The 22,177-nt window shown below is 68.8% G+C and carries 18 protein-coding genes and 1 pseudogene; 11 read left to right on the top strand and 8 right to left on the bottom strand.

Features of this window, described 5'->3' with window-relative positions:
- The first annotated feature begins 26 nt into the window (after positions 1-26).
- From ACFY9N_RS03200 to ACFY9N_RS03180, 5 genes are all read left to right on the top strand, one after another.
- Entirely contained in the window at positions 27-641 is a 615-nt protein-coding gene (locus ACFY9N_RS03200) for a copper resistance protein CopC (RefSeq protein WP_391476820.1), read from the top strand.
- Positions 642-651: 10 nt separating this feature from the next.
- Positions 652-1,188, top strand: a complete 537-nt coding sequence (locus ACFY9N_RS03195; protein ID WP_391476819.1) for a copper chaperone PCu(A)C — start codon at positions 652-654, stop codon at positions 1,186-1,188.
- A complete protein-coding gene (locus ACFY9N_RS03190) occupies positions 1,188-2,426 on the top strand; it encodes a Dyp-type peroxidase (protein ID WP_391476818.1) in 1,239 nt (412 codons plus the stop codon). The genes ACFY9N_RS03195 and ACFY9N_RS03190 overlap by 1 nt, the downstream gene beginning before the upstream one ends.
- A 77-nt stretch (positions 2,427-2,503) precedes the next feature.
- Entirely contained in the window at positions 2,504-3,847 is a 1,344-nt protein-coding gene (locus tag ACFY9N_RS03185; protein ID WP_391476817.1) for a PepSY-associated TM helix domain-containing protein, read from the top strand.
- A gap of 38 nt (positions 3,848-3,885) precedes the next feature.
- Complete coding sequence (locus ACFY9N_RS03180) at positions 3,886-4,776, top strand: SDR family NAD(P)-dependent oxidoreductase (RefSeq protein WP_391476816.1); 891 nt, start codon at positions 3,886-3,888, stop codon at positions 4,774-4,776.
- Positions 4,777-4,800: 24 nt separating this feature from the next.
- On the opposite strand, the gene ACFY9N_RS03175 is transcribed toward ACFY9N_RS03180, so the two are convergent.
- The 3 genes from ACFY9N_RS03175 to ACFY9N_RS03165 form a co-directional block, all read right to left on the bottom strand.
- Entirely contained in the window at positions 4,801-5,412 is a 612-nt protein-coding gene (locus ACFY9N_RS03175; RefSeq protein ID WP_391476815.1) for a hypothetical protein, read from the bottom strand.
- A gap of 203 nt (positions 5,413-5,615) precedes the next feature.
- Positions 5,616-6,902 carry a hemolysin family protein gene (locus tag ACFY9N_RS03170; protein WP_391476814.1) on the bottom strand — a complete coding sequence of 429 codons (1,287 nt, stop codon included), beginning with the start codon at positions 6,900-6,902 and terminating at the stop codon, positions 5,616-5,618.
- A gap of 105 nt (positions 6,903-7,007) precedes the next feature.
- The gene (locus tag ACFY9N_RS03165; protein WP_391476813.1) at positions 7,008-8,018 is read right to left on the bottom strand and encodes a TerC family protein; all 1,011 of its coding nucleotides are present in this window, start codon (positions 8,016-8,018) and stop codon (positions 7,008-7,010) included.
- Positions 8,019-8,221: 203 nt separating this feature from the next.
- Here ACFY9N_RS03165 and ACFY9N_RS03160 point away from each other — a divergent pair, with 203 nt between their 5' ends.
- Entirely contained in the window at positions 8,222-8,911 is a 690-nt protein-coding gene (locus tag ACFY9N_RS03160; RefSeq protein ID WP_391476812.1) for a nucleotidyltransferase domain-containing protein, read from the top strand.
- Positions 8,912-8,982: 71 nt separating this feature from the next.
- Positions 8,983-9,885: a VOC family protein gene (locus ACFY9N_RS03155; RefSeq protein ID WP_391476811.1), complete on the top strand. Its 903-nt coding sequence runs from the start codon at positions 8,983-8,985 to the stop codon at positions 9,883-9,885.
- Positions 9,886-9,956: 71 nt separating this feature from the next.
- Here the strand turns inward: ACFY9N_RS03155 and ACFY9N_RS03150 are convergent, their stop codons facing one another.
- Positions 9,957-12,425: a X2-like carbohydrate binding domain-containing protein gene (locus ACFY9N_RS03150; RefSeq protein ID WP_391476810.1), complete on the bottom strand. Its 2,469-nt coding sequence runs from the start codon at positions 12,423-12,425 to the stop codon at positions 9,957-9,959.
- A gap of 164 nt (positions 12,426-12,589) precedes the next feature.
- Between ACFY9N_RS03150 and ACFY9N_RS03145 the strand changes: the two genes are divergently transcribed.
- The 3 genes and pseudogenes from ACFY9N_RS03145 to ACFY9N_RS03135 all read left to right on the top strand — a co-directional run bounded on the left by ACFY9N_RS03145 (position 12,590) and on the right by ACFY9N_RS03135 (position 17,172).
- Positions 12,590-15,034, top strand: a complete 2,445-nt coding sequence (locus ACFY9N_RS03145; protein ID WP_391476809.1) for a glycoside hydrolase N-terminal domain-containing protein — start codon at positions 12,590-12,592, stop codon at positions 15,032-15,034.
- Positions 15,024-15,890, top strand: a pseudogene (locus ACFY9N_RS03140) (acetylxylan esterase); the annotation flags it as partial. The gene ACFY9N_RS03145 and the pseudogene ACFY9N_RS03140, both read left to right, overlap by 11 nt.
- 115 nt (positions 15,891-16,005) lie before the next feature.
- Entirely contained in the window at positions 16,006-17,172 is a 1,167-nt protein-coding gene (locus tag ACFY9N_RS03135; protein WP_391476808.1) for an ROK family protein, read from the top strand.
- A gap of 347 nt (positions 17,173-17,519) precedes the next feature.
- Here the strand turns inward: ACFY9N_RS03135 and ACFY9N_RS03130 are convergent, their stop codons facing one another.
- The 4 genes from ACFY9N_RS03130 to ACFY9N_RS03115 all read right to left on the bottom strand — a co-directional run bounded on the left by ACFY9N_RS03130 (position 17,520) and on the right by ACFY9N_RS03115 (position 21,545).
- Positions 17,520-19,148: an extracellular solute-binding protein gene (locus tag ACFY9N_RS03130; RefSeq protein WP_391476807.1), complete on the bottom strand. Its 1,629-nt coding sequence runs from the start codon at positions 19,146-19,148 to the stop codon at positions 17,520-17,522.
- 59 nt (positions 19,149-19,207) lie between these two features.
- The gene (locus tag ACFY9N_RS03125; RefSeq protein WP_391476806.1) at positions 19,208-20,185 is read right to left on the bottom strand and encodes a carbohydrate ABC transporter permease; all 978 of its coding nucleotides are present in this window, start codon (positions 20,183-20,185) and stop codon (positions 19,208-19,210) included.
- Positions 20,182-21,156 carry an ABC transporter permease gene (locus ACFY9N_RS03120; RefSeq protein WP_391476805.1) on the bottom strand — a complete coding sequence of 325 codons (975 nt, stop codon included), beginning with the start codon at positions 21,154-21,156 and terminating at the stop codon, positions 20,182-20,184. The genes ACFY9N_RS03125 and ACFY9N_RS03120 overlap by 4 nt, the downstream gene beginning before the upstream one ends.
- A gap of 188 nt (positions 21,157-21,344) precedes the next feature.
- Positions 21,345-21,545: a hypothetical protein gene (locus ACFY9N_RS03115; RefSeq protein WP_391476804.1), complete on the bottom strand. Its 201-nt coding sequence runs from the start codon at positions 21,543-21,545 to the stop codon at positions 21,345-21,347.
- Positions 21,546-21,621: 76 nt separating this feature from the next.
- Between ACFY9N_RS03115 and ACFY9N_RS03110 the strand changes: the two genes are divergently transcribed.
- Positions 21,622-22,128, top strand: coding sequence for a hypothetical protein (locus ACFY9N_RS03110; RefSeq protein ID WP_391476803.1), 507 nt, complete (start codon positions 21,622-21,624; stop codon positions 22,126-22,128).
- Positions 22,129-22,177: the final 49 nt, after the last annotated feature.

Raw genomic sequence — 22,177 nt, 5'->3', positions numbered from 1 at the left:
CGGCGCCCGTCGAGAGGTCTGTCCCCATGTCCCCTGTCCGCAGATTCGCGGTCGGGATGGCGGTGGCGGCTGTCGCGGTGTTCGCGACGGCTCTGCCGGCATCCGCTCATGATTCGCTCGTCCACAGCACGCCCGAAGCCGACGAGAGTCTGGCCACGGCACCCGAGAGCATCACCCTGACGTACTCGGGTGAGCTGCTCGTGCTGGGCGATTCCACCCAGGGCGCGGTCGTGCTCGTGATCGACGAGAGCGGCCGCGATTGGGCGACCGGCGACGTGGAGGTCTCGGGCAACACCGTGACCGCCACCGTCGAACCCGGCATGCCCGAGGCCGGCTACCAGGTGCGCTGGCAGGTCGTCTCGGAGGACGGGCATCCGATCTCGGGCATCGTCCCGTTCACGATCGGCGATGCCGAACCGATGACGACGACGCAAGCGCCGACGGATGCCGATGCTCCCGCGTACGTTCCGGATGCCACGGATCAGCCCACTGATGAGGCCGACGGCGGCCTGCGCGTGCTGCTCGTCGGCGGCGCGGGCGCGGCGATCGCCGTCGTCGCCCTCGTCCTGTATCGAATTTTCCGCCGTCCGAAGACGGCCCCCGCCGCGTCCGCCGATGCCGACGCCGCGGAAGCGAACTGAAAGGCATTTCATGCACACCACCACGAAGAACCTGTCCCGCCTGACCGCGCTCGTCGCCGTCACGCTGCTCGCCCTCACCGGGTGCGCCACCACCGAGGCACCCGCCGAGTCGGCTCCCGCCGGCGAGACCGTCACGATCGAGGACGCCTGGGTGAAGGCGACCGATGAGGACATGTCGGCGGCCTTCGGCACGCTGACCAACAGCGGCACGGATGCCGTCACGATCGTTTCGGCCGAGACCGAGGCCGCCGGCATGGTCGAGCTGCACGAGACCGTCGAGAACGAGGCGGGCGAAATGGTCATGCGCGAGATCGAGGGCGGATTCTCGATTCCCGCCGGCGGCTCGTTCGAACTCGCTCCCGGCGCGAACCACATCATGCTGATGGGGCTCACGGGCGCGCTCACCGCGGGCGACGAGGTCACCGTCACCCTCACCTTCTCGGACGACTCGACGTACGCCTTCACTGCTCCGGTGAAGGACTACTCGGGCGCCAACGAGAACTACGAGGGCGACGAGGGCGACGACCACGAGGGCATGGATCACTGATGCCCCCGCGCACCGAGGGTGCGCGCTCCGATCGCTCCGGGTCGACCCGGCGGCAGTTCCTCCTCGGAGGGGCTGTCGCCGGTGTCGGCGCGGTCGCGGCGATCGGGGTCGACTACGCCCTGAACCGGCAGGATGCCGGCACCGCAGCCCCCGCCTCGACGCCGATGAACGGCGAGGAGACCGTGCCGTTCTTCGGCGCGCACCAGGCGGGGATCGACACCGCAGCGCAGGCGCACGGACTGTTCCTCGCGCTGGATCTGCTCGAGACGACCGATCGCGACGGCCTCACCCGGCTGCTGCGCATCCTGACCGATGACGCCGCCCGGCTCACGCAGGGGAAGGCCGCTCTGGCGGACTCCGAACCGGAGCTGGCCGCGGCCCCCGCACGCTTGACCGTCACGTTCGGCTTCGGGCCGAGGCTCGTCGCGCGCGCGGCGGGTGCGGGACCGTCCTGGCTCGCTCCGCTGCCCGCATTCTCGATCGATCGCCTGCAGCCGGAGTTCTCCGACGGCGATCTGCTGCTGCAGATCGCGGCGGACGATCCGCTCACGGTCGCCCATGCGGCGCGGATGCTGCTGAAGGATGCCCGCAGCTTCGCCTCGCTGCGGTGGAGCCAGCAGGGCTTCCGTCGCGCCTACGGCACCGAACGCCCGGGCACCACCATGCGCAACCTGTTCGGCCAGGTCGACGGCACGTCCAACCCCCAACCGGGCACGACCGAGTTCGACTCCGTCGTCTGGGCGGCGGACGGCTGGCTGACCGGAGGCACGGGGATGGTCGTGCGCCGCACGCGGATGGATCTCGACAAGTGGGATCGCCTGGACCGCAGCGGCCGCGAGGCATCCGTCGGTCGAACGCTCGCGAACGGTGCGCCCCTCACCGGCACGAAAGAGTTCGACGAGCCGGACTTCGACGCGGTCGGTGCATCCGGGTTCCCCGTCATCGCGCAGTTCGCGCACATGCGACGGGCGCGCGGCGACGACGGCGAGAAGATCTTCCGTCGCGCCTACAACTACGATGAGCGGTCCGCGGGCGCGAGCGTGTCGGAATCCGGGCTGATCTTCGTGTCGTTCCAAGCCGACATCGACCGGCAGTTCATCCCGATGCAGCAACGCCTCGCGGACCTCGATCTGCTCAACGAGTGGACGACCCCGATCGGCTCTGCCGTGTTCGCGATCCCGCCCGGATGCCGCGAGGGCGGCTTCATCGGCGAGACGCTGCTGGGAGGGGCGTCGTGACGGTCACGGAGGCCCCGGCGCACGCGGCACCCGCTCCCCCTCCACGCCGAAAACGACCCCGCTGGTTCGGTGCCCTGATGCTGCGGCTGCACTTCTACGCCGGCATCCTGGTGGGACCGTTCATTCTCGTGGCGGCGTTCAGCGGTGCGTTGTACGCCGCCACCCCGACGCTCGAGCAGGTCGTCTACGCGCACGAGCTGCACGCGCCGGTGACCGACGAACGGCTGACGCTCGCCGAGCAGATCGCGATCGCCGAGGAGCACATCGACGGTGAGGCGACGCTGTCGGCCGTGCGCCCCGCACCGGAGGCGGGCGACACGACCCGCATCCTGTTCGCGCAAGAGGGGCTCGGGGCGAGCGAGTCGCGCGCCGTGTTCATCGACCCCGGCACGGGCGAGATCCGCGGCGACCTCACGGTCTACGGCACGAGCGGGGCGCTGCCGTTGCGCACGTGGATCGACAATCTGCATCGCAACCTGCATCTCGGCGATGTCGGCCGGTACTACAGCGAGCTCGCGGCGTCCTGGCTGGGAGTCGTCGTCGTGGCGGGCCTCGCCCTGTGGATCATCCGGATCCGCAAGGCCCGGGCGAAACGGGATCTGCTGCGTCCGAACCCGAAGCACACCGGGTATCGGCGGGTGTTCGGCTGGCATGCGTCGCTCGGCGTCTGGGTCATGCTCGGCGCACTGTTCCTGTCGGCGACCGGCATCACCTGGTCGCAGTTCGCCGGGGCGAACGTGTCGAACCTGCGCGCCTCGCTCGACTGGGGGACGCCGCAGTTGAACACCGCTCTCGGTGAAGAGGCGGATGCCCCCGTCGACGAGCACGCCGGCCACCACGGCGCCGTCTCGGCTCCGACCGGCGCGGCGAACCCCGCCACGTTCGATGCGGTTCTCGCGATCGCGCAGCGCACCAACGTCGACACCGGGCTCGTCGAGATCACCCCTCCCGCTCAGCCGGGCGCTGCCTGGGTCGTGCGCGGGATCAAGACGAGCTACCCCACCGAGGTCGACTCCGTCGCGATCGACGGCACGACGATGCAGGTCGTCGACCGGGTCGATTTCGCCGAGTTCTCGCTGCCGGCGAAGCTCGCGCGATGGGGCATCGATCTGCACATGGGGGTGATGTTCGGTCTCGCGAACCAGATCGTGCTGCTCGTCATCGCACTCGCGATCGCCGGGATGGTCGTGCTCGGGTACGCGATGTGGTGGAAGCGGCGACCGCCGCGGTCGACCCGCCGCTTCGGGGGCGCACCGCCCGCGCGAGGCGTGGTGCGCGATGCGCCCTGGTGGGGTGTGGCCACTGTCGCGGCGGTCGGCGTCGTCGTCGGCCTGTGGCTTCCGCTCGTCGGCTGGACCCTCGTGGGCTTCCTCCTGATCGACACGGTCGCAGGGCTCGTCTCGCGGCGTCGATCGACCTGACGCCTCGCGCCCTCGCGGCGGCCGCGTAGGTTGGGGGAATGGATGCTCCCGACCTGCGCGGCCGCACGATCCTCGTCACCGGGGCGAACGCCGGCATCGGCTATTGGTGCGTCGAGAAGCTCGCGTCTCGCGGGGCACGGGTGCTGCTCGGATGCCGTTCCGCCGAGCGTGCGGCGACCGCGGTCGCTGCCGTGCAGGGTCATGTGCCGGACGCCGATCTGCGCGTGCTCCCCCTCGACCTCGGCTCGCTCGACGGCATCGCGCGCGCGGCATCCGCTGTCGACGAATCGATCGACGCCGTGATCTGCAATGCCGGCGTGAAGGCGGCGACGCCCGAGGCCCGGACCACCGACGGACTCGACCTCATGGTCGGCACCAACTTCCTCGGGCACCTCGCGCTGATCGCGCAGCTCGATCCGATGCTCGCCGCCGACGCCCGTGTCGTCGCGGTCGGCTCGCTCGCGCATCGCTTCGCGGCGCTCGACCCCGCGCGGATCACTGCCCCCTGGCGCGGGTCGTCGCTACGGCAGTACGGCCGCTCGAAGGCGGCGCTCATGGCGTTCGCGTTCGAGCTCGATCGACGATGGTCGGGCACGGGGCGGTCGGCGCTGTGCGCGCACCCCGGCTACGCCGTCGACCCCCTCACAGCCGAGCGCCCGGGTCTCGTCACGGGTTCCCGCCTGATGCGCGCCCTCGCGGTTCCGACGCGCGTGATCGTGCAGGGCAAGGACGACGGCGCACGGCCGATCGTGCACGCCGCGACGGCGACGGATGCCGCGAGCGGCGACTACTGGGGGCCGGGCGGGCTGCTCGAGTTCCGCGGCGCCCCGACGCGCGTGGTCGCCTCGGATGCCGTGCGCTCCCCCGCGACCGGCGCGGCGCTGTGGTCGGCCGCCGAGGCGGCGACCGGAGTGCGCTTCGCGAGCTGAGCGATCAGCCGGTGAGCGCCGGGATCAGCCGGCGAGCTCCGGAATCACGACGTTCACCGAGTACGACGACCCCTCGATGTCCGACACTGTGACCGTCGCGGCGTACTCGTCGCCACCCTGGATCGCGGTGCACTCGAGGCTGTAGCCGTTCGACACCTCGTGCGAGGCGCCCGGGCACAGCACGGTCGGGCTCGCGAGCACCGCGGCGTCGGTCAGAGCTCGCGCGGCGGTGACGCCGATCTCGTCGGCGGTCAGGGTCAGCGTGCCGGCGGTATCGGTGGCGGGCGCATCGCTCGGCTCACCCTCCGGGGCGTTGTTCGGGGTGTCGGCGACCTGCACAGAGACGGTCACGTTCGTGCCGTCGACCTTCGACAGCGTGACGTCGGCGTCGAACTCCGAGCCCGTCGACGGATCGGTCAGCAGGCAGCTCACGACCGAGCCCTGCTCCAGCGGAATGCTGTCGTCGCCGCAGTCGATCTCGGGACGCTGGCCGACCTCGGCCTCGAGTGCGTCTTCCGCGAGGCTCGCGATCTCATCGGGCGAGGCGGTGGCGGATGCCGAGAAGGTGCAGCCCGTGAGAGCCGTGGCGAGCAGGCCCGCGGCGGCGGCGAGCAGGGCGAGTCGAGAAGTGCGCATGGAAGTGTCCCCCGTGTCGATGTCCCCGCCAGAGTATCGGCATGCCGCGATGACGGTGCGCCCCCTCGCCCGGGGCAGAGGCATCCGCTCCCGCTCGCCGAGCCACCCCGTTACGGCCGAGCCACCCCTCCCCGCACCGCCCGCACAGGGGTGGCTCGCGCAGAAAGGGGTGGCTCGGCGACAGCGGCGCAGGGTGCGCAGGGTCAGGTGATGGGGGCCGGCTCCTCCTCCACGCGCGGGGTCACCCGCACACGGGCGATGCGGCGGCGGTCGAGTTCGGCGACCTGGATCGTCGCGCCCGGCACGTCGACCGTGTCACCGACGACCGCGAGGCGGCCGAGCTGCTCGGTGATGAACCCGGCGATGGTGTCGCTCGAGCCGCGCGGCAGTTCGAGACCGGTCGCCTCCTCGAAGTCCTGCAGGTTCAGGCGTCCGTCGAGGGCTCCGCCCGGAGCATCCATCTCGGCCGTGTCGTACTCGTCGAAGATCTCGCCGACGACCTCCTCGACCAGGTCCTCCAGCGTGACGAGTCCGTCGGTGCCGCCGTACTCGTCGACGACGACCGCGATGTGGTGCCCATCGGCGCGCATGCGCGTGAGGGTCGGCAGCACGCGGGCGGTCGACGGGATGTACGGGATGTCGCGCAGCAGCGTCTTGACCGGGCGCGACGGGTCGTCGCCCGCCGCCTCGAACAGGTCGCGCACGTGTACGAACCCGACGATGTCGTCGATCGACTTGTCGGCCACCGGATACCGCGAGAACGGGAGTTCGCGCACCTGCGCCATGGCCTCGGATGCCGTCGCGGTCTCGTCGAGCGCGACCACCTCCGGGCGCGGCCGCATGACTTCGCTGATCTGGCGTCCGCGCAGCGAGAGGACGTCGTCGAGGATGCGGCGCTCGTCATCGGGAAGGCCCTGATGCGAGGCGACGATGTCGCGCACCTCCTCGTCACTGAGCTCCTCACCGGTCTTGTTCGGGTCTCCGCCGAGCAGCCGCACGAGCGCGTTGGTCGAGACCGACAGGAGCCAGATGACCGGTCGCATGACAACCGCGAACCCGTTGAGCGCGGGCGCCACGGCGTACGCGAACTGCGCGTTGCGCTGGATCGCGAGACGCTTGGGCACGAGCTCGCCGAGCACGAGCGACAGGTAGGCGATCAGCAGCGTGAGCACGATCGTCGCGATCGTGAGTGAGATCGCCGGGTCCAAGCCCCACGACACGAACAGCGGCGCGACGGACGGGGCGATCGAGGTCGCACCGTACGCGGCCGACGCGAAGCCGGCCACGGTCACGCCGATCTGCACGGCCGAGAGGAAGGTGTTGGGGTTGCGGGCGAGGTCTGCGACCTTCGCACCACGCTTGCCCCGTTGTCCGATCGCGTTGATCTGGCTCTCCCGCAGCGTGACGAGCGCCATCTCCGTCGCTGCGAAGACACCGCCGATCAGGACGAACGCGAGAACGAGGGCGATGTTCCAGAGCAGATCGCCCATCAGCGGGTCACCTGCGAGGTGGAGGGGTGCGCGCCCGGGGTGAACCGGGCGCTCGTACTGTCAGAGTCCGAAGAGTCAGAACAGTGGGCGTTCAAGGAGGTCTCCTTATTTGTCGGTGTTGTCGGTGTTATCGGTGGCGGAAGTGACGGATGCGGGGTCGCGGCGCGTCTTGACGAGGCTCGCGACGGTGGCGACGGCGATGGTCGCGCCGATGAAGAGCAGCGAGAACCAGATCGGGATCTCGGGCGCCCAGAGCACGTTCTCGCCGCCGTTGATGAAGGGCAGCTCGTTGACGTGCAGGGCGTGGAAGACGAGCTTCACGCCGATGAAGGCGAGGATGACCGCAAGGCCTTGCGCCAGGTAGACGAGGCGCTCGAGCAGACCGCCGATGAGGAAGAACAGCTGGCGCAGACCCATGAGCGCGAAGGCGTTGGCCGTGAACACGATGTAGGCCTGGTCGGTGAGACCGTAGATCGCGGGGATCGAGTCGACCGCGAAGACGAGGTCGATGAATCCGATCGCGATGATCGTCAGCAGCATCGGGGTGACGAAGCGCTTGCCGTTCTTGACGACGGTGAGCTTGTCGCCGTTGTACTCGTCGCTCACCGGCAGGTGACGACGCACGAACGTCATGAACTTGCCGTTGGCGGGGTTGCTCTCGTGGTCACTGAACGCCTGACGGTAGGCGAGCACGAGCAGCAGGGCACCGAAGAGGTAGAAGATCCACGAGAAGTTCTCGATGAGGGTCGCACCGACGGCGATGAAGATGCCGCGCAGCACCAGGGCGATCACGATGCCGATCATCAGCACCTTCTGCTGGTACTTCTTCGGCACCGCGAACCCGGTCATCACGATGAGGAAGACGAACAGGTTGTCGATCGACAGCGCCTTCTCGGTGAGATAACCGGCGAAGTACTCACCGCCGTACGTCCAGCCCGAGAAGACGCCGATGCCGACGCCGAACAGCAGCGCGAGACTGATGTAGAAGATCGACCAGCGGGCGGACTCGCCGATCGTCGGCTCGTGCGGCGTGCGCACGTGCGCGAAGAACTCGTAGACGAAGAACGCGATCGTGACCGCGATCGTGATGATCCAGACGAGGGGGGTGATGTCCAACAGGGGCTCCAGACTCAGCGTATGCAAAAGCAGCGCCAAAGTCTTCTCCATCCCCGGGATCGGGAACCGGTGGGCCGGGATGCGAACGCATCCGTAATGACGAAACCACCGTGGCGGAGTACTCCCCTTGGTACGTCCCACTATAAAGCATGCGGGCGGATGCTTTCTGACGAGGTGCTTCGAGGCCGGTAGTCTCGCCTCCCATGGACTTCGTCGACATCATCGAGCGATTCTTGGCGGAACGTTTTCCTCGAGCCGAGGTGGCGATCGTGGCGGGGAGCACCGCCCGCGCGACACGGACATCGACGAGCGACATCGATCTCCTCCTGCTCGGTGAGAATCTCTTCGACGACGACCGCGAGAGCCTCGCGGCGACCTACCGCTTCGCCGGCGAGGTGTTCGAGGTCTTCGCCTACACCGAGCGTGGATTCACGACCTGGGCGGAGCGCGGGCTGGCTCAGTATCGACCGGTCATCGTGCAGATGCTGCGGGACGGCATCACGGTGCGGGGCGCGGCAGAGCGCGAGCGCTTCCGCTCCGTATGGGAACCGCGGTACGTCGGGGGCCCCGTGATGGACATGGCCGAGCTCGACTTTCGCCGCTACGTGATCACCGACGTCCTGGATGATTTCACGGACGCCTCCGACCCTCTCGAACGCCGCGTCCTCGCCGCTCTGCTGTTCGAGCGCGTGGCCGAGTTGATCCTCCTGACGAACCGTCGATGGATCGGCTCGGGCAAGTACCTTCCGCGGCGGCTCCGCGAGTTCGATGCGGACCGGGCGCGCCTCCTCTCCGCACCTCTTCTCGCCGACGATCACGCGCTCTTCGCCCGACGAATCGCGGATGAACTGGACCGAGCGGGCGGCCGTCTTCAGGAGGGATTCGAGCGCTGAGCGGGAATTCTCCCTCTCCTCGCGGCGTTAGTTGAAATGTCAACGATCTCCGCGTGAGGAAGAAGCATCCGATGAGTGCAGTCCCGTCCGTCGGCGCATGGCGCGCGGCATCCGTCTCGACCACCGGCACGGCTCCCGACGACACCCGCATGGACACCGTCGAACTGCTCGTGCGCGATCTCGACGCCATGACCGCGTACTACCAGCAGGCTGTCACGCTCGACGTGCTCGACCAGTCCGGCGCGACCGCGACCCTCGGTCGCGGAACGCAGAAGATCATGCGCCTCCGCCAGGAGACGGACCTCCCGAACGCGAATCCGCGCGGAGCAGGGCTCTATCACACGGCGATCCTTTTCCAGGATCAGCACCAGCTCGCCTCGTCTCTGCTTTCGATGGCCGAACGCGTGCCGCAGACATTCACGGGCTCCGCCGACCACCTCGTCAGCGAGGCGTTCTACTTCACCGACCCCGAGGGCAACGGACTCGAGCTGTACCACGATCGCCCGCGCGAGGAGTGGACGGTCCTGCCCGACGGCGGGGTGCAGATGGCCTCGCTCGCCCTCGACCCGAACGCGTTCCTGCAGCAGTGGTTGACGACGGATGCTCCGACGTCGGGCGACACCGCGGCGATCGGTCACGTGCATCTGCAGGTCGGCGACATCCCCTCGGCGAAGGCGTTCTACGTCGGCGTGCTCGGGTTCGATGTGACCGCCGACCTCGGCAGCGCCCTGTTCGTCTCGGCCGGCGGCTACCACCACCACATCGGCATGAACACTTGGCAGAGCGCGGGCGCCGGCCCTCGTGCCGCCTCGCTCGGCCTCGGTGACGTGCGCATCGTGGTGCCCACGCGCGACGACGTCGAAGCGCTTGCCGACCGCATACGCTTGCACGGCATCGACGCCGCCGACGACGGACGCTCGCTGCGTCTCGCCGACCCGTGGGGCACGCGACTGGTCGTCACGCCCGACGCCTGACGGCATCCGAGAACGCGAGAAAGAAGGGACGCGGGCGGCACACACTCCGCCCGCGCCCCTGGTTCGATCGACTAGCGCGTCACGTACGACACGCTGTCGAAGCGGAGCAGGTCGCCCGAGGCCTTCACGATCTTGATCGTGTGATCCCCCTTCTTCACGTTGTCGAGCGTGAAGAGCACCTGCTGCGTGAGCCGCGCGTCACTGTGCAGATCGATCGTGTCGACCAGGTTCCCGTCGAGGTAGACCTCGGCGGTGCCCTGGTCGGGCCCGGTGGCGCCGGTCAGCGTGACCTTCTTGCCGCTGAACGTGAACGAGACCGCCGCACCGTCGTCGGCCGTGGCATGCACGTCGTCGCGGTAGTCACCACGGAACCGCAGCTCGAGCCCGGTGTCGCCGTCAGGGAGCGCCGCGAGGTACGCGCTTGCGAAGGTGATTTCGTCACCCGCGATCGTGTAGTCCGCACCGTCCACGAGGGCCGTGCCATCGCGCGAGATGCTCTGCAGCTCGCTCGGGTCGCGCAGCAGCGTGACGACGGCATCCGCCGGAGCCGCCCGGTCGAACGCGAGGTGGTCGACGTCGATAACCCCCTCCTGCACGATGTCGAGGCGATCGTTGAGCATGAACTGACCCGACTTCTTCACCACCCGCAGGGTGTGTGATCCGTTCGGCAGATCGCGCACGCTGTAGACCTGCTGCTGCACGCCGCGGCCGTCGGCCTGGAAGGTGTCGACCGTGTCGACGAGCACGCCGTCGAGGTAGATCTCTGCTTCTCCCTGCGAGGAGTGCGTCTCGGTGAACCAATCGATCCCGGTGCCGACGAACGAGTACTCGAATGCCGAGCCGTTGGCCTCGCTGTAGTGCACGTCGTCCTGGTAGTCGCCCATGCCGCGTCCGCCACTCTGGCTCCACGTGCCGCTGTAGACGATGCCGGGGTCGTTGTTGTTGATCGTGCGCACGTTCGACGGGCCGGGCTCGGGAGCCGTGCCGCCCTGCGACGAATCGAACGACGAGACCGTCAGAGCCTGGGCGCGCGCGGGCACCTCTGCGCCGCCGTTGCGCGTCCATGCACCCTCGTACGTGAGACGCGCGTCGTCGTCGTTGAGCGTGAGCGTGCTGTTCTTCGCCGGGGTGAAGGTGAACAGGCGGGTGCCGTGCACGGGCACGTCGGTCGCGACGAACTCTCCGGTCGCCTTGCCCAGGTTCTTCTTCTTCCAGAGGTCGCGCACCTTGACCTCGCCCTCGACGCCGAGGTCGGCGAGCGACACGGTGATGTCGGCATCCGTGCGCCCGAGATTGAAGACCGCGACCGTGACGGATCCGTCGGGGTTGGTCGAGAACCACGTCTGGCGCGACGACCCGGTCGAGACGGGGTGCGCGGGGCGACCGGCCTGGTTCACCGCGATGACCTCGTCGTTGGTGAGCAGCTCGAGGCCGTAGTCGTCGAGGTTCGTCATGTCGTTGCCGAGGTACATCGGCACCGACGACACCGCCCAGAACGTGGCCGCGGTGCGGCGCTCGTCCTTGGTGAGGCCGTCCATCTTGCCGTTGCCGACGTTGAGAGAGTCGAAGTCGTTCCACCCCGAGTTCGGCCCCGCGTGCCGCCACCACTCGGCGGCCTTCGGGAAGAGCCGCGCGATGTTGTCCCACGTGGTGAGGGCCTCGTTCTCGCAGTAGCACTCGACGTCCCAGTCGATGCGCCAGCCGTCGGCGTGCTCCTTCCAGTAGTCGGCGTATCGGATGTCGAGGGCCCAGGAGAGCTCGAACCAGATGTTGTTGCGCTTCAGCGCCTGCGACCACGCGGCGACATCGTCGCGTGCGTCGAGCGAGAGGTCGCCCACGCCGGACCCCGGGGTCACGCTGTCGAACTTGACGAAGTCGATCCCCCACTCGCCGAGCATGTCGGCGATCGAGTCGATGTAGGCCTGACCGCAGGGGGTCGAGAAATCGATGCGGTGCCCGATGCCCCAGTAGTCGGCCTGCTGGAGCGGGCGCTTGACGACGTCGGCGGTCGTGCACTCGGGGGCGCCGTAGACCGGGTATGCGGCTTCGTAGACCGATTCCGAGATGCCGGGGATGAAGTAGAGGCCGATCTTCTGGCCGTTGCCGTGCACGTGATCGATCACGGCCTGCAGGCCGTTCGGGTAGAGCGTCTCGCTCGGGATCGGGCGGCCGTACTCGTCGTTGCTGCCGTTCCAGCCGGCGTCGATGTTGATGTACTCGTAGCCGTGGCTCTGCAGCTTCTCGTGCATCGCGTCGGACTGCGCGATGATCTGGTCGGCGCTGATCCAGGCCTGCCCGTTGCCGGCGTAGACCTGCATGCTGTAGCTGCTCCAGCCCATGTAGGGCTTTGCTGCGAGCGGCTCCTCGTCGGTGTTCGCCGCGGCGACGACGCTCGTCGGTGCCGCGGTGACCGGTGAGGCGGATGCCTCGTCGGCGGATGCCGCGGATGCCGTGGCAGCACCTGCTCCGAGCATGAGTGCGCCGACGGCGAAGCCCGCCGCCCATCGCAACCGTGCTCTCGAACGGATGGTGTCGATCATGATTTCCTCTCGGTGGTTTCGACGGTGAAACCCCAGGCGCTCCGTCGCGTTGTCCCCAGGAAAGAGCCGGTGCCCAAGGGCCCGGCCAATTACTTGACATCGGTAATTAATCATGAATACGCTGAGACTGCAAGCAAACATCCGAGGTTTTGACAGGAAGATCGATGTCGCTCTCCGCAGCAGAAAACCCCTCGTCCGCGGCCGAAAATCTCCGGCTCTCGTGGGGCGCCCCGGCGACCCGGTGGGAGGAAGCGGCACCGCTCGGCAACGGACGGATCGGCGCGATGGCGTTCGGCGGCGCCGACGCGCGCTACGCGCTCAACGACTCCACGCTGTGGTCGGGAACGCCCGACGGACCCGCCCTCGCGCTGCGCGACGTGCTCGCCGCCGGCGCGGGTCCCGCCCGCCTCGCCGAGGTGCGCGCGGCGCTCGACACGGGCGACGTGCGCCGCGCCGAAGAACTGCTCATGGCTTTCGAGGGCCCGTACTCCCAGGAGTACCTCCCGCTCGGCGACCTGCACGTGCGGATCTCCGATGCCGAGTCCTCAGGTCCCGCACGCATCCTCGACCTCGACGACGCCGTGCTCCTCGAGACGCTGCGCATCCCCGGCGGCACGCTACGCCGCCGCTCGTGGGTCTCGGCGCCCGCGCAGGCGCTCGTGATCGAAATCGACGCCGACGCGGAGTTCACGGCTTTGCTGTCACTGACCACTCCCCTGCACACCGACGGGCTCATCGTCCGCGGCGGCGGGATGACGCTCGGCGTCGTGGCCCCCATCGACGGAGCCCCGCTGCACGAGGGACCGCTGCAGGCGCCGCTGCGATACGCCGACGACGAGGGCTACGACGCCTTCGCCGCGGCATCCGTCGCCTGGCGCACCGACGGCCGCGTCGAGACGACCGCCGAGGACGTCGCGATCCACGGCGCGCGCCGATTGCTGATCTTCCTCTCCTCCTCGTCTCGCGCCGCGTCGTGGTGGGCCGGCGCAGACGAGGAGGAGTGGCGGAACGTCTCGCGCGAGACGATCCGGACCCGCGCCGAGGAACAGGCGGATGCCGCGGCTCGTCGCGAGGCATCCGCCCTGTTCGACGAGCACGTCGCCGACCGGCGCGCCCTCTCGCGGGCGCGGTTCGCGATCGGCGGCCGTCGCGCGGGTACCTGGGACGTCGAGCGCGATCTGCTGCGCGGCGACGACCTCGCCCTGAAGACGACCGTGATCGCCGAGTTCGGCGCGTACCTTCTCACCTCGTGCTCCCGCGCGGGCAGCCCGGCCGCGAACCTGCAGGGCATCTGGAACGCCGAACTGCGCCCGGCCTGGTCGTCGAACTACACGATCAACATCAACACCGAGATGAACTACTGGGCCGCCCCCGTGCTCGGTCTCGACGATGCCTTCGAGCCGCTGCTCGCCCTCGTCGAGAAGCTCGCCGAGAACGGCGCCGACGTGGCCCGCGAACTCTACGGTGCGCGCGGCTGGGTCGCCCACCACAACAGCGATGTGTGGGGCTGGGCGCTGCCGGTGGGCGACGGTCACGGCGCTCCGAGCTGGGCGATCTGGATGATGGGCGGCGTCTGGCTGACCCACAACCTCTGGGACGCCTACGAATTCGGCGGCGACCGCGAGCTGTTGCGCACGCGCGTCTGGCCCGTGCTGCGCGGGGCCGTCGAGTTCTGCCTCGACTGGCTCGTGCCCGACGCCGAAGGTCGGCTGCGCACCTCGCCGTCGACCTCGCCGGAGAACTCGTTCGTCGCCGCGGACGGCGAGGGCACCGCGATCGGGCTGACGTCGGCATCCGATCTGTTGCTGGTCCAGGGCCTTTTCGAGCGCGCCCTGCAGACCATCGATGTCCTCGGCCTCGAGGACTCGACGCTCGCGGGCGAGATCACGAGCGCACTCGACCGCCTCGCGCCGGTCGGCATCCGCGCCGACGGCCGCATCAGCGAGTGGTCGGCCGACGTGGTCGAGGTCGAGCCGCTGCACCGCCACCTCACCCCCGTGCTCGGCATGTACCCGCTCGAGGTGACGACGCGCGAGCGCACCCCCGAGTTGTTCGACGCCGGCATCCGCCTGCTCGATGCGCGCGGACCCGGAGCGATGGGTTGGTCGTGGGCCTGGAAGATCGCGCTGCGCGCCCGCATCGGCGACGGCGAGACCGCGGCCTCCCTGCTCGACGAGGCTCTCACCCCCTTCGACGGCGATGCCACGCGCCACGGCCCGGTCGACGGCTCGGAGTGGGGCGGATTGCTGCCGAACCTCTTCAGCACGCATCCGCCGTTCCAGATCGACGCGAACCTCGGGTTCCCCGCTGCGATCGCCGAGATGTTCGTGCAGAGCCACGGCGGCGTCGTTCGGCTGCTGCCCGCGCTCCCCGTCGACTTCGCCTCGGGCTCGGTGCACGGCATCGGCGTGCGCACGGGCCTCGTCACCGACATCTCGTGGGCCGACGGGCACCTCACCGAGGCACTCCTGCACAACCGGCTCGCCGAGGACCGCACGGTCGACGTCGACCACGACGGGCGCCGCGTGACGCTGACCGTTCCCGCCGGTGGCACCGTCGCCGTGCCGGTCGACGCCCTCTCCCTGAGCGGAGCCTCCGATGCGCGGTGAGTTCGTGACGGTCGACACTCCGACGACGCAGACCGAACCCGCCGACTTCGACGCGTTCTGGGCCGAGACGCTCGACGAGACGAGGCAGCATCCGCTCGGCGTGACGATCGAGCCGTATCCGACCCGTTTGACCGCGATCGACGTGTTCGAGGTGACCTTCGCCGGGTTCGGCGGCACGCAGATCCGCGCCTGGCTGCGCGTGCCGCACGGTGCCACCGCGCCGCTGCCCGGGCTCGTCCAGTTCTTCGGATACGGCAACGGTCGCGGCCACGCCCTACGCGACCTGCGCTGGGCAGCCGCCGGTTACGCGCACCTCGTCGTCGACGCCCGCGGGCAGGGCCACGGCGACACCGACGACGACCACCCCGACGGAGGCCCCTCGGCAGGCGGGTTCCTCACCCGCGGCCTGCGCTCGCCGCACGAGTACTACTACCGCCGCGTCTACGCCGACGCGGTGCGCGCGGTCGAGGCCCTGCGCTCGCTCGACCTCGTCGATGCCTCGCGCGTCGGCGTCGTCGGCGCCAGCCAGGGCGGCGGTATCGCGCTCGCCATGGCCGGCCTCGTTCCCGACCTCGCCGTGGCGATCATCCAGGCGCCCTTCCTCAGTGAGCTGAACCGCGCCGCCGACCTCAGCGCCGAGGCGCCCTACGCGTTGCTGACGCAGTACTTCGCCGACCGCCGACTCGATCGAGCGGCAGCGCTCGACACCCTGCGCTACTTCGACGCCGTCAACCACGCGAAGCGGGCGACCGCTCCGGCGCTCCTGAGCACCGGGCTGCGCGACGGAGTTACGCCCCCGGCATCCGTCCTTCCCGCCTTCACGGCGTACGGCGGCGAGAAGCACGTCGTGCTCTGGCCCGACAACGGCCACGAGGCCGGCGGCGACCTCGACGAGGAGAACGCGCTCGAGTTCGCCGCCGCCCGTCTGCGCCCGAGATTCGCTACGGTTGCCGATAACGAACGAGGAATTGATGGACCACGACACGTCGACGCGCACCACCCTCATCCGATCCGCATCGGATGCCGGATCGAAGGTGTTCGCGACCATCCTCACGCGCAGCCCGATCAGCCGCATCGAGATCGCCCGGCACACCGGACTCTCGCAGGCCGCCGTCACCAAGGCCGTGTCGCCGCTGGTCGCGGCGGGGCTCGTCGACGCACCACCCGCCGAGCACCGCGACGGCAACCCGGGGCGCCCCGTCGCCCCGGTGTCGATCGTGCCCGAGGCGATGATCATGCTCGGGGTGAAGGTGAACGTCGACGAGGTCATCGCCGTCGCCACCGACCTCACGACCGCGGTGCTCGCCTCCGAGCATCGCACGCTTCAGGCCCACGATCCGGATGCCGTGCTCGAGGCCATCGTCGAGGTCGTGGCGTCTCTCGAGACCGAGCTCGGAGCGCGCGCCACGGCGATCGCCGGACTCGGCGTCTCGATCTCGGGCGACGTCGACAGCCGCCACGGCATCGTGCGCGAGTCGGCGATCATGGGCTGGACCGACGAGGACTTCGCCGCACGCCTGCGCGACCGGATCGGCCGCCCGGTCACCCTCGAGAACGACGTGCACGCGCTCACGGTCGGCGAGCACTGGTTCGGTATCGGTCTGGGCACCGCCTCGTTCGCGATCGTCACGATCGGGCGCGGCATCGGCAGCGGGCTCCACGTGAACGGCCAGGTCGTCAGCGGCGCCTACGGGGTCGCCGGCGAGATCGGGCACCTGCCCCTCGCCGACCCGCGGCGCGTGTGCCCGTGCGGGCGCAACGGCTGCGTCGAGGCCGTGGCGGCGACACCCGCCATCGAGGCGGCGGTGTCGGCCGCCCACGGTCGGATGATCGGCATCGACGAGGCCGTGCGCCTCGCCCACGACGGCGACCCCGCGGCCGAGGCCGCGTTCCGCGAGGCGGCCGAGATCGTCGGCACCGCCATCGCCACGCTCGTGAACCTCACCGGACCCGAACTCGTCATCATCGGCGGCGAAGGGGTGTCGAACTTCGATCTCTTCGACGAGACCCTGCGCAGCGCGTTCGAGGCGCACGCCTTCGGTGCCGCTGCGCGCTGCCGCATCGTCGCGCGCCCGCACACGTTCGAGGATTGGGCCCGCGGGGCTGCCGCCGCCGCGATCCAGTCGCTCGTGCGCTGAGGTTTTCGCGGGGCGAGGCCCTTCGACAGGCTCAGGGACCCAGTGCCTTGCGGCGACCGCGGTTGGGTCGCTGAGCCTGTCAAAGCGTCGCAACCGCCCGCGCAGAAGTGCGCCGATCTCGCACGCATCCGCCCCCAGCATCCGAAACCACTGCACATCTCCGAACCCAGGGTCAGCCGGACGGGGCCCTTCGACAGGCTCAGGGACCCAGTTGCGGAGTCAGGGACCCAATACCTTGCGGGGAACCGCGGTTGGGTCGCTGAGCCTGTCGAAGCGTCGCAACCGCCCACCGCACGCAGAACTGCCCGGCGGAAGCATGCGCCGGGCAGTTCCGTCACCTCACTCGATCACAGTGCTTCGTACAGCTCCTGCTGCAGTTCGAGGTAGCGCTCGACGCCCAGGCCGTTCAGGTCGTCGATGTACGCCTGCCACGCACCGTCGTCGTTGATGTCGCGCTGACCCGTGACGAACTCCGCCTGCGCCTGCGTGATGTAGGTCGCGATGTTCGTCTGCAGCTCGGCGATCTCGGCCGAGGTGTCGGGGTTCGGCCACAGCTTCTCCGACGGGAAGACCACGTTCTCGTCGGGCGCGTACGGCTCGTAGAGGTTGGTGGCCTCGAGCAGACGGCGCTCGTATCCGGCCGGCGTATAGATCTCCTCGGGGAAGACCTGCGAGTTGCGGAACTCGAGCGAGTCCCAGTACTGCCCCATCGAGCGCCACGACGAGTTCGAGGTCTCGTCGTAGGTGAGCGGCTTGAAGGTCGGCTCGAGCTCGGGGTCGAGCGCCACGTCGCCGGGCTCCGCCTCGACCCACGCCTCCCCCTCGGGGCCCATGGCGCCCAGCCGGTCGCCCTCGTCGGTCACGAGGAAGTCGATCGCCTTGATGGCCTGGATGCGCTCCTCCTCGGTCGACTTGTTCGTCAGCGCGAACATGCCGAGCGAGCTGATCGGGGAACGGTAGGTCGCGAGCTGGGTGCCGTCGGGACCCTTGACCGGCGGGACCGCGTCGTAGTGCGTGTCGCGTCCGTCGGGCGAGTCCTGCGTGGTGATCTCGTACGGGTGCAGCACCGCGGCGGCACCGAGGATCTCGGCTTCGGCGTTGTCGCCGAGCGCACGCAGCGATTCGCCGTTCTGCGTGAAGGATGCCGTGTCGATGAGTCCCTCGTCGGCGAGCGACGAGATGTACTTCAGGCCTTCGCGCCATCCGTCGCTGGTCGCCGTGAGCGCGACCTCGCCACCGTCGAGCACGAGGGGCGGCGGGCTGGAGGGCGAGCCGTACGGGGCGTAGGTGAAGGCGTTCATGAAGTAGTTGATGACCGGTTCGCCCGACGATGCGCTGAGCGCGACCTCGTCGGCCTTGCCGTTGCCGTTCGGGTCGTCGTTCTTGAAGGCGCGCAGCATCTCGCGCAGTTCCTCGGTGGTCGTCGGCTGCTCGAGACCCAGCTTGTCGAGCCAGGTCGTGTTGACCCAGAGCTTCGACGGGTAGCTGCAGTGGAAGCACTCGGTCCACTGGGTGATCGCGTAGATGTGGCCGTCGGGCGCGGTGACCGACTGCTCCCAGTCGGGCTTCTCCTCGAAGCGCGCCTTGAGGTTCGGCGCGTACTCGTCGATGAGGTCTTCGAGCGGCACGAGCACGCCCTGCTGGCCGTACTTGAGCACCTCGCTGCGCGAGAACGCGTCGACCCACGGCACGAGGAAGTACGCGTCGGGGTAGTCACCGCTGGCGAGCGACACCTGGCGCTTCTCGCCGGCGACGCTGCCGTCGTAGGTGGTGGTCTGCCAGTCGAAGTCGATGTCGAACTTCTCCTCGAGCAGCTGCGTGAACGCGTTGTCCTTGAGCGAGCCGTTGTCGCCCTGCGGACCGAACGCGACGAGCTTGCCGTCGTCGTCGGCGGGCGACGTGCACGCCGCCAACGTTCCTGCGGCGAGGGCGAGCGCGCCTGCGGCCGCCACTCCTCGGATGATGCTGTGTCTCATTGCCGGAATCTCCTTTGCCCGGGTAATGGGGGTGTGTGGTGGTGGGTCTGTGAGAGGGGTCAGCCCTTGACTGCGCCGACCATGATCCCCTTGTTGAAGTACTTCGCGACGAACGGGTAGGCGACGAGCATCGGGATGGTCGCGATGACGACGGTCGAGTACCGCATGAGGTCGGCGAGTTCACGGCGACGCAGCTGCTCGGCGACGTCTCCGCCGCCACCCGCGTCGTTGAGGATGAGGAGCCCGCGCAGCACGAGTTGGAGCGGCTGCAGGTCGGCGTTGCGCAGGTAGAGCAGGGCGTCGAAGTACGAGTTCCACTGCATGATCGCGTACATCAGCGCGATGACCGCGAGCAGGGGCTTCGCGAGCGGTACGACGATGGTCCAGAGGATGCGCAGTTCGGATGCCCCGTCGAGCTGTGCCGCTTCGTACACCTCGTCGGGCACGGCCGAGCGGAAGTACACGATCGCGATGATCACCTGCCAGACGCCGATCGCGTTGGGCAGCAGCATCGACCAGCGGGTGTCGAGCAGGCCGAGCGACTGCACGACCAGGTACATCGGGATGACGCCACCGCTGAACAGCATCGTGAACACGACGCCGCCGGTGATGAACTTGCGGCCGAAGAGCTGGGCGCGAGAGAGCGGGTAGGCGATGGCCACGGTGCCGACGACGCTGATGAGCGTGCCGACGACGGTGTAGAAGATCGAGTTGCCGAAGCCGCGGAGGATCGCGGGATTGCCGAGCGCCTCCTCGTACCCCTGCAGGGTGAAGTCGACGGGCCAGAACAGTACGCGTCCGGCCGACACGGCCTGCGGGCTCGAGACCGAGCTGGCGAGGATGTTCAGCAGTGGCAGCAGTACGACCAGCAGGAAGACCGTGAGCAGGATGTAGGCCGCGGCGATGAAGACGCGGTCGGTCTTGGTCTCCTTGACCTTGACGCCGCGGGTGAGCGGGTCGCGCTTCGGCCGGCGCTTCTTGTTCTTCGCGACGACGACCTCTTCGGTCAGGAGCGCCTCGGTGTTGATCGTGGTCACCACAGTCCGTTTCCCGTCACTCGCTTCGACACCGTGTTCACGACCAGCAGCAGCACGAGGCTGATCACGGCGTTGAAGAGCCCGATCGTCGCCCCGAGACTGAAGTTCGCGTTGAGGATGCCGGTTTTGTACACGTAGGTCGGGATGATCTCGGATGTCGAGAGATTGAGGGCGTTCTGCAAGAGGAACGCCTTCTCGAACCCGATGGCCATGATGTTGCCGACGCCGAGGATGAGGATGATGGATGCCGTGGGCAGCAGCGCCGGGATGTCGACGTTCCAGATCTTCTGCAGTCGGCTGGCGCCGTCGATCTTGGCCGCTTCGTAGAGCGAGGTGTCGACGGAGGCGAGGGCCGCGAGGTAGATCACTGCCGAGTAGCCGGTCGTGGTCCAGATGTCGGTGGCGACGTAGATGTGCCGGAAGAAGTCGGCGCTCGCGAGCAGGTCGACCTGGCCGGCGCCGAAGAAGCTGAACGTGCGGCCGAGCAGACCCACCCGCGGCGAGAGCAGCAGGATCGTCATCGACACGACGACGACGGTCGAGATGAAGTACGGCGCGTAGGTGACCATCTGCACGGTGCGCTTGAAGAAGCGCAGGCGCACCTCGTTGAGCGCGAGCGCGAGGATGATCGGCAGAGGGAAACTGGCGAGCAGGGTGTACGCGGCGAGGATGAAGGTGTTGCCGACGAGCCGCGGGAAGACCGGGTTGCGGAAGAGGTTCGCGAAGTTGTCGAAGCCCACCCAGGGGCTCCCCCACACGCCGTCGATCGGGTTGTAGTTCTTGAACGCGATGACCGCGTTGGCCATCGGGATGTAGCGGAACACGATGAACCAGATGACGGGGATCAGCAGCAGGAGGTACAGCTGCCAATAGCGGCGCAGGCTGCGGCGGAACCGGGACTGCCGTTTCGGTCGTTCCACGGGCGCCGCCGCTGTCGCGGCGGGGTGGTCGTGCTCGACGGTGAGCGTCATATCTACCTTCTTGGGAGAATTACTTTACGTCGTAATATAAACACCGCTCCGGCCGATGCGCAACCCGAACATCCGACGTCTCCCGCGGCCAGCGGCATGCTCCGGTCGCGCGAAAGGCCGGTATCGCGGCGGATACCGGCCTTTCGCGCGACGGGAGCGGATGCCGTCAGCAGCGGACGCGTGGGTCGCTACGTCGAGGGGTCGTCGCCGAGTTCGATGAGACGGGCCTCGATACTCCGCGCCTCCTCCTCCAGCCGCATCTGCGCGTCGTGAAGCGCGAGGCCGCCGCCCACTCTCATCCCGCCCAGCCATGCCTCCTGATGCAGCCGACGCACCTCGGCGAGGCGACGACGCAGCCCCTGGATCTCATCGCTCTCCTGACCCGCCATGCCCACAGCGTACTCAGGCCCCATCCGGCGCGACGTAGCCTGGTCAGCACACCCGCAGAGCGAACGAGGAGCAGCCATGGCCGCAGAGATCGACGATGCCGAACGCGCGGCCCGCGCCGCCCACCTCAAGGAGCGGATCTATCTCACGTTCGCCGCGCTCGCCGTCGTCATCACGCTCTCGACCCACGGCCACGTGACCGCCGGCGAAGCGGCCACGACGCTGATCGTCACGGTGATGGGCACCCTCCTCGCGGTGTTCACCGCCGACCTCATCTCGCACCTCGTCGTGCACGAGCGACTCTTCACGCAGCCCGAGCTGCGCCACGCGCTCGCCTCGAGCTTCGGCGCGCTCAGCACGATCGTGTTGCCGTTCGTCTTCCTGGGGTTCGCGGGCCTCGGCGCCTGGGAGACGGATGCCGCGTTGCGCGCGAGCGCGATCGCCCTGCTCGTCTCGCTGATCGTGATCGGCTGGATCGCCGTTCGTCGGATGCCGTTGACGTTCCTCCAGCGACTCGTCGCCCTCGGCGCCGAAGCCGCACTCGGTCTCGCGGTCATAGGGCTGCAGGTCCTCGCCCACGGCTGACATCGACGGGGCATCGTTGCCTCCCCTCGCCGCACCTGGAAGACTCGGG

This window comes from Microbacterium sp. NPDC008134 (assembly GCF_042957055.1).
Classification (GTDB): Bacteria; Actinomycetota; Actinomycetes; order Actinomycetales; family Microbacteriaceae; genus Microbacterium.
This window is presented reverse-complemented; position numbering and strand designations above follow the sequence as displayed.

Excerpts from the sequence above, each read along its gene's own strand:
- ACFY9N_RS03155 (WP_391476811.1), top strand. The coding sequence starts at position 8,983 with ATGAGTGCAGTCCCGTCCGTCGGCGCATGGCGCGCGGCATCCGTCTCG.
- ACFY9N_RS03130 (WP_391476807.1), bottom strand. The coding sequence starts at position 19,148 with ATGAGACACAGCATCATCCGAGGAGTGGCGGCCGCAGGCGCGCTCGCC.
- ACFY9N_RS03135 (WP_391476808.1), top strand. The coding sequence starts at position 16,006 with ATGGACCACGACACGTCGACGCGCACCACCCTCATCCGATCCGCATCG.
- ACFY9N_RS03150 (WP_391476810.1), bottom strand. The coding sequence starts at position 12,425 with ATGATCGACACCATCCGTTCGAGAGCACGGTTGCGATGGGCGGCGGGC.
- ACFY9N_RS03190 (WP_391476818.1), top strand. The coding sequence starts at position 1,188 with ATGCCCCCGCGCACCGAGGGTGCGCGCTCCGATCGCTCCGGGTCGACC.
- ACFY9N_RS03110 (WP_391476803.1), top strand. The coding sequence starts at position 21,622 with ATGGCCGCAGAGATCGACGATGCCGAACGCGCGGCCCGCGCCGCCCAC.
- ACFY9N_RS03180 (WP_391476816.1), top strand. The coding sequence starts at position 3,886 with ATGGATGCTCCCGACCTGCGCGGCCGCACGATCCTCGTCACCGGGGCG.
- ACFY9N_RS03175 (WP_391476815.1), bottom strand. The coding sequence starts at position 5,412 with ATGCGCACTTCTCGACTCGCCCTGCTCGCCGCCGCCGCGGGCCTGCTC.
- ACFY9N_RS03115 (WP_391476804.1), bottom strand. The coding sequence starts at position 21,545 with ATGGCGGGTCAGGAGAGCGATGAGATCCAGGGGCTGCGTCGTCGCCTC.
- ACFY9N_RS03145 (WP_391476809.1), top strand. The coding sequence starts at position 12,590 with ATGTCGCTCTCCGCAGCAGAAAACCCCTCGTCCGCGGCCGAAAATCTC.
- ACFY9N_RS03170 (WP_391476814.1), bottom strand. The coding sequence starts at position 6,902 with ATGGGCGATCTGCTCTGGAACATCGCCCTCGTTCTCGCGTTCGTCCTG.
- ACFY9N_RS03200 (WP_391476820.1), top strand. The coding sequence starts at position 27 with ATGTCCCCTGTCCGCAGATTCGCGGTCGGGATGGCGGTGGCGGCTGTC.
- ACFY9N_RS03195 (WP_391476819.1), top strand. The coding sequence starts at position 652 with ATGCACACCACCACGAAGAACCTGTCCCGCCTGACCGCGCTCGTCGCC.
- ACFY9N_RS03160 (WP_391476812.1), top strand. The coding sequence starts at position 8,222 with ATGGACTTCGTCGACATCATCGAGCGATTCTTGGCGGAACGTTTTCCT.
- ACFY9N_RS03120 (WP_391476805.1), bottom strand. The coding sequence starts at position 21,156 with ATGACGCTCACCGTCGAGCACGACCACCCCGCCGCGACAGCGGCGGCG.
- ACFY9N_RS03185 (WP_391476817.1), top strand. The coding sequence starts at position 2,504 with ATGCTGCGGCTGCACTTCTACGCCGGCATCCTGGTGGGACCGTTCATT.